We start from the raw sequence: 11,165 nt of genomic DNA on the forward strand, positions 1-11,165 counted from the left end.
TCGAGGGAATCACCGACAAGTCCCAGGGCGCTGACTACTTCGAGGTCATGCGGTCCAACCTCAAGAACCTCCAGAAGGCACTCGGTAGCAAGTGAGCGTACGGCGCGCCCGAAGTTTCGGGGATGGACGTCGTTCTGGGCAACCTCATGCCGCATGGCATCAACCTCACCGCGCGCTGCGGTGAGGTTGTCGGTGCTCGTGGTGCATTGTCCCGAGTATCGGTTTTGCTTCGTCTCCCGCGCTTGGGAAGGGTGAGGTACCGATGCGCGGCCTGCGCAAAGACCATGCGTGTCTGTTGGAGGGGGACGTCGTGGCGACTGTGCCTGGTGAGACGAGTAGCGCGCCAGTGCGGCAGCGATGCACCCGGCAGCGGGCCGCCGTGGTGGCGGCACTCGACGACGTCAACGAGTTCCGCAGCGTCGAGACATCGGGCCCCGCACTCGCCGAGCTGCTACAGCTCGCCGGCCTGGACGCCCCATGGGTGCGCCCACCTGGGCACAGAAACCTCAAGCCGGGTGAGGTGGGGATGGAGATCCACCAACCGCCACACCTTCGGTCCGTTCCGCTGCCTGGCGGCATCTGGATGACCCGGGCTGGACACTGCAGAGGCAGCGCTCGGCGCTCGACCGGTACCTGAACGAAATGCTCACTCCGGGCTTGTGGGCAGGGAGGCCGCATGTGCTCGCCTAATGGAGGACCTGGAAGCCATGGCCCCACTATTGCAACGAGGAAAGGTCTGGGTCTAGAAACAGCCGGCACCCGACTGCCCAGCCCGGGGCGTCTTGATCTGCTCTTCGCAGCCGCGTGAGCTGCTGTTGCGCGCCCCAGCCCCCGGCTGCGCTGTCGGTGGCGTACTGCGGCTGAGGCTGGCTGCGCTGCTGTACCAAAATGCCAAGAACAGTTCCTCTCTCCGGTCTGAGACGGGGAGATACGGTTGGCATCAATGCAGGTCAGATCGGTGACTGAATGCCAGCTAGCGATCCTGGTCACAGGAGTGGGCCTGGAGTCGTGACAATTCCGGGTCCCGCGAAGCAGCCTCGGAAGACCGAGGACCCGACCGGTCGCCGTCCTCGCGGATCGGGCCCACTCATCCCACGCGATTCGCGGGCATCTGCGTCGGCGCGGCATCCAGGCTGTCATTCCCCAGCCCGCCGACCAGGTTAATCACTACATGGCCGACTTCCTTATCGCCGGCCGCACCTCGGTAGGTCTGCGATGGATCCTCGTCGAACGTGAGAGCCCCACCCACCGGGTCACGAACCCGAGGAACCACCGCGGTTCCCCCTGCCCTCCGTCATGCCGTCGACCGAATTGAAGACTGGCGGCATTGGCTCACGTCCAACCGCGCCTACGCCGGACGCCGCGCGACAGCTTAGGGCTTCCCGGGATGACCGCTGACGCTCGCGGTTTGATCATCATGAGGAGAGAAGACTCCTCCGACAGCGCCAGCGAGATCCGGGACTGTCGCTGCCACTTCCCGTGTCCAACACCGCTGAAGTTCTCGTATTCATTGACAATCGAGAGACCTCATCGGAGGGCTGGGGCGGTCCTGATCACCGCACCAGCATGGCGGCCCCACGGGCAGGCCGCCTTCTGGTACGAGAAGGAGACGGTATTGATCACCATGGACGTTCAGCGCTGCGGCAGCTCGGTACTGGTTGGCGCCAGCGGGAACCTGGGGGAGGACGCGGGCGCGGCATTCCAGCGGGCGCTCGACCAGGTCACGGCCGGCGAGCGGGACCTCGTGATCGATCTGCACGGCGTCGTGTCCATGGACTCCGACGGCTTGCTCCACCTGCTGGACCTGCACCGGCGCGCGGAGTGCCTGGGTCTGCGTGTCTTGGTCGTCGGCTGGCAGCCACAGCCCCAGCGGCTCATGGCCCAGGTCGCCGGCATCCGCGGGCCGGGCTCGGCTACCGGAGAACGGTACGCGGTGGCGGGCTTCCGCCGCCTGCTCCAGGAACGGGCACAACAGGCATGGGACGTCGCGGCCTTCGAACCGGAGCGAGTGGCCCACTTCTAGACGACCGCTGCGAGAGACGCTACGGCGAAAGGGCCCGGCACGCCGGGCCCCTTGTGGCAGGGACAGGAGTCGTAGCGAGCTTGGGCTTGTGCCCTCAGTGCTCGCCACACAAGGTCTACTACCGCAACACCGCCCGCAACCGCGTCTGGCCGGCCAAACGCCACCTACCCGCCGCCCTCATCCCCGTCTACCTCGCAACCTGGGCCGAAGCCGGTCCTGGAGTGAATGCGCGTCCCCAAACTCGGACCCGGCAGGCCACGCATGAAGCCCGACAGCGTCGCAGTGGACAAGGCCTACAGCAACGGGCCATGCGGCGAATACCTGCGACGACGCGGCATCCGGCACACGATCCCGGAGAAGACCGGCGCCTTCGCGGGAGGCACCGTCACAGTCCTGACCGCCCTGTAGCGACAATTCGCGGTTCGCCGGCCTCCAGGAGCTCCTCAAAGTCAGTCCTGCCAGTCCGCCTCGCGGGCCGCCGGCCCAAACCCGCCGCCGACGGCACGATCCCCCTCACCTGGCTGATCGCCCAGTGGCCCGACGGTGAAGCGGAACCGGTGAAGTACTGGATCTCCAACCTGCCCGCCGACATTCCCGCCAAAGACCTGGTCCGCCTCGCGAAGACCCGTCGGCGGATCGAGCACGACCACCGCGAACTGAAAACCGTCCTGTGCCTGGACCACTTCGAGGGCCGCTCCTTCACCGGCTGGCACCGCCACGTCACTCTCGTCACCACCGTCCACCTGTTCCTGACCGAACAGCGGAGGACCCCAAAAGCCCCTGCCAGGGCCTGACCCTCTACCAGGCCCTGGACCTCCTCCAACACCTCATCGCCACCTGGAGCGGCACCTGCCCAGCCTGCAGGCAACCCGCCAGACAGCCCCACGACACCAGCTAACAAAGCACTACTAGCTCTGGGTGAAGTAGCCGAGCAGGTCGGTGATCACGTGGTTGCTGCCGCCCCAGCTGTTGAAGACGCTGACCTTGCCGTCTCCGACCGAGGTCATGACGTGGTTCGGGATGGTGAGACCGGGCAGGGTGTTGAGGCTGCTCGCGTCCGTGCGCGGAGTGCCGAACCCGTGGACGGTCAGGAAGCCGGGGCCGGTGGACTCGGTCGCGGTGACGTTCAAAGCCGCACCGATGGCGTTGGCCGGCAGGCCGCTCACCGTGGTCGTGGCGCCCGGGACAACCTTGCCCGTGGTGCGGGTGTCGGCCAGGCGCTTGGGCATCACTGGGGTGAACAGGGCCTTGCCGTCCTTGCCGTAGTAGCCGACGGCGTCGACGACCAGGTGGGTGGAACCGGAATTGGTGAACAGGGTGATGGTGCCGTTCGGCCCGATCGGGACGATCGCCTGGTTGGACTTGTCCTTGCCCGGCTCCACGTTGAGGTTCGAGGTCGTCGGACGCTTCGCCGGGTCCGGGTAGGCGATGACGTGCGCCTGCTCGGTCGCACCGGTCCCGGTCAGGTTCAGGGCAACCGCCGTGGTGTCGGTCGGGATGCCGTTCACACCGGCGACCTTCACCGTGCGGGCCTGGCCGCCGCCCAGCGCGCCACCGGTCGTGCGGGTGTCGACGACCCGGGTCGGGATGACCGGGCTGAAGCGCTGCCCGATGTTGGGCTGGTAGTAGCCGACGAAGTCGACGATGAGCGCGGCCTTGCCGGAGTTGAGCTGCGCAGAGACCTTGCCGTCGGCGCCTATCGGGACGGTGACGGTGTTGGAGGAGGTGCCGCCCGCCTTGATGTTGACGTTCGAGGTGACCGGGCGGGGCTGGCCCGAGGGCCAGACGCTGAGGTGGGTGTCCTCGGTGGCCCCGGTGACGGTCACGTTGAGGACCGCCACCGCCATGCTTCCGGAAAGCTCGTGACCCGGTATGGCGAGGCCGACGGGCAGGACCACGGGGGTGGCCACCCCGCCCTGGACGGGCGCGTTGGTGGTACGGGTGTCGAGCAGGCGGAACGGTTCGGTTGCCACATAGCCCGACGGGGCGTAGTCGACCTTCACGCTGCGCTTGGCCGTGGACTTCGCGCCCTTGGCGTCCTGCGTGGTGACGGTCACGTCGTAAGTGCCGGGCATCTTGTACGTGTGCCCGAGGTCGCCCAGGCCGTCGATGTGTCCCTGCGTGCCGTCACCGAAGTCCACGTCCGTGCTCATCACCGGCCACGGAGCCGCGGTGTCGTGGGTGTCGACTGAGACGGTCAGCGGAACGCGGTGAGTGATCGGGTCGGACGAGGCCGGCAGGAGAGGCGTGACAGTGAAAGCCGTGGTCAGTGGACCAGCCGCGGTCACCTTGGCCGGCCGGTCGAGGGAGGAGACCTTCTCCCCGACACCGTTGACCGCCGTCACCTTGGCCGCGCAGGCGCACGGCGAGCTGTAGACGTGCTCGGTGGTGGTCGCCTTCGTGACGACCGGGGCCGTTCCGTCACCGAAGTCGTAGTGGTAGGTGAGCCCCGTGGGCCAGCGGCTGTCCGGAACGGCCGTCGCGTTCACCGTGGTGCCGGCGGGAGCCCACGCCGGATCGATGCTCAGCGAAACGCCCTTCAAGACGTCCTGGGTCTCGAAGGCACCGCGGTCGATGTAACCGCCGTCCTTGCCGGTGTTGGCCACGCGCGGATCGTCCGCCGTCGGCTTCCCGTAGCTGTCGGTGGGCAGTACGCCCGGTGCCGTCGGGTCGCCGGAGTCGATGGTGGGAGACCCGTCCTTCGCCCCCACCTCGTTGAAGTCCTGGGCCAGGATGTCGTGCGCGCCCTGTCCCGTGGCGGATGCGAACGCCGCCGGGGTCTGATAACCGGTACCGCCCCACGTGTAGGGCGTTGACTTGAGCTCGGGGCCGGTGATCAGGTTGTAGTCGGCGCGGGTACCCGCCGTCGCGCTCGCCGCCACTTCGATGCCCTTGCGGGGTTCGGCCGATGTGCAGTCAGTGGGCCAGGTGAAGAGCACGTTGTTGAACACTGCGGAACCGGACGAGGCGGCGCCACGGACCGAGATGGTCGTACCGCAACCACTGACGAGCGTGTTGTTGGTGACGGCGGTTTCCGGGGCGTCCATCACGTCGATGCCCCTCTCGAAACCGATGTCGAGGTGGTTTCGGCTGAGCACGGTGCCCCGGGCTCCGCCCTCAACACGGACACCGATGAGACGGCTCCGGATGGCTCGCACGCCCACGCTTCCCTCGCCGACCACAAGCCCGGCCGAGGCGTCGTTCCGGACGTAGAGCCGGTCCAGCTCGACATCCGTCGAGCGGCGGACGTGAACGCCGCCGTAGATCTGCAACCCTCGGACCGCCACATGGGAGGCGCCACTGATGGTCAGGCTCTTGCCAGATCCCAGGTACGCCGCTGAGGAGAAGTCCTCCGTGTCGGCGGTGAAGGTGATCGGCTTGCCCGGCTCCCCGGAGCGGTCGATGACGACGTTCTCGTCATAGTGCGTCCATGTCTTGATCCGCACGGTCTGACCGGGCTTGACGATCTTCGCTGCGGTCGAGATCGTGCAGAAGGGAACCGCCTGCGAACCGGCCCCTGTGTCGGTGCAGTTCGAGTCGGCCTCGTTGTTCACATAGAGGGTGTTCGACGTATCGGCGGCTGTTGCGGCCGGAACGCCGAGAAGAGTGACGAGACCTGCGGTCAGCAGGACCGTCGCACGAGTGGGACGCACGGGAACCCTTCGGGCAAGCATGCGAAATGCATGCATTACGGTGCGGCGCCGCGCGACTGCGACTCTCCAGCCCCCAGTGGCAGTCGGCGCACGCGTATCCGGAGAAGCGTTTTGACGATTATCCATCACTCCTACCGGCTGATCACCGGCCCATCCCGAACCTATTGCGATCATGTCCGACATGGTCGCCCGAGATATGCGAAATCGATGCCCAAACCCAGGCATCTGCAATTCGTACCGGTGCGCTGACGGGCGAGGCGTCGTTGCCCGCCATGCCCGGGTGCTCGGGCACCGGTTGAGCCGAGGCGCGCGGGGTGTTCGTCAAGGCTGCCGTCACCCGAAAGGCTGCCGTCACACGACGATGTCCCATGCCCCGCACGCTTGCCGTACCGTTTACGGACTGCGCCTGCCCAGGGGAGGGCGGCGGGCCGGACCGGGGAGAGGACGGCGTCGGGGTGGACGGGGAAGATCGGGAGACCTGGGGTGAGCGAGCGGCTGCCGAACCGCAGATCCGGACGAGCTCTTCGTGGACGGCGCGGCCCAGAACAGAGCCAAGGCCCTGTGCACCGGCTGCCCGGTGCGCACCGAATGCCTCGCCCACGCCCTCGACAATCGCATTGAGCACGGCGTTTGGGACGGCATGACTGAGCGGGAAAGGCGCTCCCTCCCGCGGCGCCGGCCGCTGGTCACCTCCTGGCGCCGCCTGCTCGAAGCGGCCCGATCAGAACATCAGCGCGTCGTTCGGTCCGACGCCGAGCAGCTCTGGAGCGCCACGGGGTGATTCGGCACCCCCAGGAAGCCTTCGGAGTTCGCGTCGCCGGCGGTCGCCGGCGGTCGCCGGACGGAAAGCGTGAGAGCGGCGCTGTCGGTGGCGCCTGACAGGATGCACGGATGGAGATCAACCACGCGCTACGCCATCCCGTGAACCAGCAGCGCCTGGAACAGGCCCTTGGCGACAAGGCGGACCGTGTCCAGGAGCGTTTCGAGGATGTCTATCAGCGTGGCTATCCGATGCGCGTGATGCTCGAGGAACTCGGCCACGAGTTGCTCGACCACGTCGCAGCGCGCACCACCCAGGACCCCGACCTCGACGACGAGCGCACTCGCCTCGCCCTGCTCACCGCTGCTGAGTGCCGCCTGGGCGTGCTGGACCTGGGCTGCACTCCTGGAGGCGACTGGGAGATCCCCTTGCCTCTGACCAGGACGCGTCTGACCAGTGAAGAGATGGACTACGACGAGACGCACGATGCGACCGACACGGTCACCGCCCGCACATGGATCGACGCCTTCGACATCTGCCTCGCCAGCGGTCTGGTGCAGGACTGGGGGCGGGCGATCGGTCTGGTCCTGCGCAGCGACTTCGCACCCGCCCTCCACAACAACCTGCCCCACGCCGGCCGGGACTCCGTCTCCGAACCGGACGACCTCGCACACATGGACGCCCTGTGCGCCTACCTGACCCCGGCCCGCGGCCACCTGCCCCGAGACTGGCCACAGGTGACGCTGACCAAGCCATCGACGGATGAGCGACTGGACGCTGCCCTTGCCCTGGACGCCGCCCACGCGGTGAGTCCCGATCAGCGCCTGCTGCGCGTTCTGCTCCGTGACGATCAGAGCGCCTTCGAGCGGGCTTTGGACGAACGACTGGCGCAGCACCGTGCCGGTGTCGGTGAGAATCCCGCACCCGGAACTCTGCTTCCCCTGGGCGCGATCGCCTTGGCCGCACTCGCCGTGCAGGTTCATGGCTGGGACCTGCAGACCAGGTCCGCCTACCTTCCGACCTCGCTCCTGAAGCCGCCTGCCCCTGTCGGCTCCTGACCTGGCACGCCAATCAGAACGGTCATTGTCCGGCCGCCGAGCTACACCACGTCCACCTCCGCGTCGACGTACCCGAACTCGCGGGCCATGTGCACCAGCGCCTCCCGCAGCAGGCTCTGGCGCTCCGCCCGGCCCATGGCCGGCGCGGCGGTGATGGTGACGGCCATCCGCGACCTGGTCCCGCCGTCGTTCGTGCCGAGCGACGCCAGGTCGACGAGCGAGTCCAGGGCCGGCAGGACGCCGTTGTCGGCGGGCTGTTCGCACGTCATCCGCAGTTCGGTGGTGGGCGGGGCGGCCCACGACAGCCCGGCCGGGTCACCGACGATGTCGGGCAGCAGGCCGGCAGCCGTCTCCCACGTGCTCAGCAGCACGGCCTGGACCTCGTCGAAGCCCAGCCGCGTGTCCCAGCCGGGGCCAACCGCTGCCTCTATGTCCCGTGGCAGGCGGCCGGCAACGACGCCGTGGTCAAGCAGTACGACTGCGCCCCCCAGTACGCCGACCAGCAATGGAAGATCGAGCCGGTCACCGGCGGCAATTACCAGATCCGTAACGTCAACAGCAACCGCTGCCTCTATGTCCCGTGGCAGGCGGCCGGCAACGACGCCGTGGTCAAGCAGTACGACTGCGCCCCCCAGTACGCCGACCAGCTCTGGAAGCTCTGACACACGCCCGGAGGCCACCCCACCGCACGGCAGGGGTGGCCTCTGACGCGGAGGAACTGCCAGTAGCCGCCGCAGAGCGGAAACGGAGCGCACGTCTGCGCAGTGGTGCAGACCATCGAGCCGCTGCACCCACTTCGCTGCGGCTGGCCGTCAGCGGGACGCCGTCCCGGACCACGAAGCCGGCATCAGAGGTGATAGTGCCCGTCGTCAGCCCCGATAGCCCGTTCTCGCCCTGTCTGCGCGGCGAGCAACTAGTGGGCGTCATGGCCTCGGACGCAGGCAACGGCCTGCTCTGGGTTTGGACCCGTTCCTCTATGTGAGCTGCTGTGACGGCTCGGCCTGCGAGGCCATCATGCGGCGCATCAGCCGGGTGAGCGGCCGCTCCACCAGTCGGTGCAGGAGCCAGGCGATCAGAACCATTCCCGCAATCACCCCGAGTAGGGTCGGCCAGGCGCCCCACTGCTCGTTCCACCGCCAGATCACCCGCACGCCAAGCGACTGGTGCACGAGGTAGAGCGGATAGGAGATCGCGCCCGCGACCGGCAGCCAGTGCCATTGGATCCAGTCCAGCTTCCCGAGCGCAATGAGTGCCATCAGCAGGTACATCAATGTGATCGTGGTCAGGCAGACCTTCCAATTGATGCCATGCCCCTCGAACGCCATGATCTCCGGGAGACGGTGCTGCATCAGCAGCCACGACAGCGCCAGGATGCCCAAGGTCTCACCCTCGAGCCGACCCGCCCGGCGGACGAGGTAGAAGGCGATGCCGGCGATGAAGAAGGGCGCCCAGCGGGGCACCAGGAGCTGGTCCAGCAGCGGGATACCTGAGGCGGGCGCCAGGACCGAGCCCAGCGCCCAGATCCAGCAGAAGGTCGCGACCCGGCGGTAGCTGGTTCCCAGCAGGACGACCAGCGAGAAGAGCAGGTAGAAGCGCAGCTCGACCCAAAGCGTCCAGTAGACGTTGTCCACGTGGTCGATGCCAAGAGGTTCGTGCAGCATCGTGAGGTTGGTGAGCATCTGGCCGACGGTGACCCTCGGCTCGCCCGGAACGTGCGGGCCCAGGCGGGCGGCCGCCGAGGAGAGCACGACCGCCGCCCAGTAGAGCGGGAACAGCCGCAGGATCCGGCCCTGCCAGAAATGCTGGAGCGACTTGCCCCAGCCGGACATGCAGATGACGAACCCGCTGATCATGAAGAAGAAGACCACGCCCAGCCAGCCGAACTGGGCTATGCGCTGCAGCGCGGGGAAGAGTTCGACCGCCGTCCGCTGCCAGGGGATCGTCCCCGAACCGGCCAGGTAGTGGAAGAGGACCACCGACAGCGCGGCGAGCAGCCGCAGGCCGTCCAGCACGGCTATTCGCGGCGCACGCCCGGCCCCAGTCTTACCGGCGGCCCGCCCGGACCCGCCCCTCCACAACGTCCTACGGCGACGGGCGCGCTCGGGGGCTGCCTGCGGTGCCTCGGCGGGCAGTGGGATACGGTCCCCGGCAACGGCAAACCTGTCGGACATGACACCTCTGGAAAATTCCTGCGGTGTCGCGACACCGGTACGTTTCGGACGCATAGAGCCCCGCGATCTTAACGATGCCGCATGCCGCCCCCAGCACCCGGGGAGACGATGGCACCAGCCAGGCCGACCATTTGGCCGAAACTGCAGGGGACTTAGGGAGCCAGGAGGTCGCAGGTCTTTCGAGGGATTCCGATGCGTGGGCGGGCCGGTCGGGGCAGCCTGGACTTCATGGACCGGCCGGTGGCCGGCCCGGTCGCGTGCTGCGGTGGGGGGTGGGTCGTCGTGGACAGGGTGCTCAAGGCGTTGGGGCTGCGCACGAGGGGCGGTGGGGCTGCTGCTGGCCGACGGCAGTGAGCCGGGCCCGGTCTACTTCGACGTGGGCAGCGGGTCGTACGTGCCGTTGTCGACCGAGTGGCACGCCTATGACGGCCGGTCCGGCCGGCCCCGGGCCGCGGTCCTTCGGGGCAGCTGCTCGTGCGGCTGGCGGGGGATGGCCGAGTACCCACTCGACTGGACCACGCTCCCCAGGGACAAGCTGCTGCACGAGGCGGACGTCGACCTGTCCGCCGGTCGCGGACTACGACGCGCATCTGTCGGTGATCCGAGATGCGGCCGTCCAACTGCCTGAGGAGCTCACTGGGCTCCTCACCGAACTCGCCCGCCGGCTCGACGGCCTGGCCGCCGAGGAGCCGCTGGCCGCGTTGCAGGCCCGGGCTGACCACCGGTACGTGATCGACCACGTCAGCCGGGACGCGGCGGGCGAGGTCCTCGCCGGGGAGGTGCCGATCGAGTAGGTGGCGACCGCGCTCGGCACCAGCGAGACCGCGGCCCGCAGCTACCTCACGGCCGGGCCTCGTCTTCGCTGATCAGCTTCAGGCGAGGCTCCGTGACCCCGTCGAGAAGCACGTCCCACACCTCGTCCAACACCTAGTCCATGAGGGCAACAACGCCTGGCCACTTCGGGGTTACCCCGGTGTGCCCGGTTCCGTGCCGCCGCGCCAGGGCGACATCGCCCGGGCGAGGGCCCACTCGCGCGGTGGCGGGCGGCCTCGGCTGGATCCCTTCCTCGATCCACCGCTTCGGCGGCGAGTCCCGTTACGTACTGCTGTTCGTGCAGCGGCCCGACTTGCTCGGCGAGGGGGTCGGGGACGGTGTTGCGGACGGGCTCGGCGTGGGCGACGGGTCCGGCGTCGGGGAGGCGTCCGGCGTCGGCGAGCTCGTGCCCGACGGGAAGCTGAACGGAACGTTGTGACCGGGGGGAAAGCTGATCCAGATAGCAGGTTCGACGGCGAACGCTGCCGGCCGGACGTCTTCGAGACCTTTGGACGCCGGGGCGGGGGCGAGCTGGTGGTCGGCCTGGGTCCCGCCGTCCCGGCAGGTCCCGGGCGTCCCGGTGAGGGAGTCGCCCACCAGGACCGTGGCCACCGCGAGCGCGGCCACCGCCAGCACCGCGGCCGCAGGACGTAACCCGGGGCGTGGCGTGGCCCCCCTGCCCATGAC

The 11,165-nt window shown here is 68.2% G+C and carries 8 protein-coding genes and 5 pseudogenes; 9 read left to right on the forward strand and 4 right to left on the reverse strand.

Translation table 11 applies throughout. From position 1 onward, the window contains the following. Nucleotides 1–310 precede the first annotated feature (310 nt). From ACWGIF_RS36710 to ACWGIF_RS36730, 5 genes and pseudogenes are all read left to right on the forward strand, one after another. Nucleotides 311–424, forward strand: a pseudogene (locus ACWGIF_RS36710) (transcriptional repressor); the annotation flags it as partial. Nucleotides 425–1,012: 588 nt separating this feature from the next. After that, nucleotides 1,013–1,198 (forward strand): annotated as a pseudogene (locus tag ACWGIF_RS36715) (IS5/IS1182 family transposase); the annotation flags it as partial. 426 nt (nt 1,199–1,624) lie between these two features. Beyond that, nucleotides 1,625–2,023 carry an STAS domain-containing protein gene (locus tag ACWGIF_RS36720; RefSeq protein ID WP_453504072.1) on the forward strand — a complete coding sequence of 133 codons (399 nt, stop codon included), beginning with the start codon at nt 1,625–1,627 and terminating at the stop codon, nt 2,021–2,023. Nucleotides 2,024–2,284: 261 nt separating this feature from the next. Beyond that, the gene (locus tag ACWGIF_RS36725; protein WP_453504074.1) at nt 2,285–2,431 is read left to right on the forward strand and encodes a hypothetical protein; all 147 of its coding nucleotides are present in this window, start codon (nt 2,285–2,287) and stop codon (nt 2,429–2,431) included. Between the two features lie 38 nt (nt 2,432–2,469). Further along, nucleotides 2,470–2,817 (forward strand): annotated as a pseudogene (locus ACWGIF_RS36730) (transposase); the annotation flags it as partial. A gap of 114 nt (nt 2,818–2,931) precedes the next feature. Here the strand turns inward: ACWGIF_RS36730 and ACWGIF_RS36735 are convergent. Further along, nucleotides 2,932–5,676: a PKD domain-containing protein gene (locus ACWGIF_RS36735; protein ID WP_453504062.1), complete on the reverse strand. Its 2,745-nt coding sequence runs from the start codon at nt 5,674–5,676 to the stop codon at nt 2,932–2,934. 490 nt (nt 5,677–6,166) lie between these two features. Between ACWGIF_RS36735 and ACWGIF_RS36740 the strand changes: the two are divergent. Together ACWGIF_RS36740 and ACWGIF_RS36745 are read left to right on the forward strand one after the other, a co-directional pair. After that, nucleotides 6,167–6,457: pseudogene (locus tag ACWGIF_RS36740) on the forward strand (WhiB family transcriptional regulator); the annotation flags it as partial. 110 nt (nt 6,458–6,567) lie between these two features. Then, on the forward strand, nt 6,568–7,494 hold the full coding sequence (locus ACWGIF_RS36745; RefSeq protein WP_453504064.1) for an Imm49 family immunity protein: 927 nt from the start codon (nt 6,568–6,570) through the stop codon (nt 7,492–7,494). 41 nt (nt 7,495–7,535) lie between these two features. Here ACWGIF_RS36745 and ACWGIF_RS36750 read toward each other — a convergent pair whose 3' ends face one another. Beyond that, a complete protein-coding gene (locus tag ACWGIF_RS36750; RefSeq protein ID WP_453504066.1) occupies nt 7,536–7,865 on the reverse strand; it encodes a hypothetical protein in 330 nt (109 codons plus the stop codon). A gap of 90 nt (nt 7,866–7,955) precedes the next feature. Between ACWGIF_RS36750 and ACWGIF_RS36755 the strand changes: the two genes are divergently transcribed. Then, nucleotides 7,956–8,156: an RICIN domain-containing protein gene (locus tag ACWGIF_RS36755; RefSeq protein WP_453504067.1), complete on the forward strand. Its 201-nt coding sequence runs from the start codon at nt 7,956–7,958 to the stop codon at nt 8,154–8,156. Between the two features lie 312 nt (nt 8,157–8,468). Here the strand turns inward: ACWGIF_RS36755 and ACWGIF_RS36760 are convergent, their stop codons facing one another. After that, nucleotides 8,469–9,506 (reverse strand): acyltransferase family protein, encoded by a 1,038-nt coding sequence (locus ACWGIF_RS36760; RefSeq protein WP_453504069.1) that lies wholly within the window; start codon nt 9,504–9,506, stop codon nt 8,469–8,471. Between the two features lie 755 nt (nt 9,507–10,261). On the opposite strand from ACWGIF_RS36760, the gene ACWGIF_RS36765 reads away from it, so the two are divergent. Then, nucleotides 10,262–10,459, forward strand: coding sequence for a hypothetical protein (locus ACWGIF_RS36765; protein ID WP_453504070.1), 198 nt, complete (start codon nt 10,262–10,264; stop codon nt 10,457–10,459). Nucleotides 10,460–10,760: 301 nt separating this feature from the next. On the opposite strand, the pseudogene ACWGIF_RS36770 reads toward ACWGIF_RS36765, so the two are convergent. Continuing rightward, a pseudogene (locus ACWGIF_RS36770) lies at nt 10,761–11,165 on the reverse strand (hypothetical protein); the annotation flags it as partial.

The sequence above is a fragment of the Streptomyces sp. NPDC054849 genome (assembly GCF_053610945.1).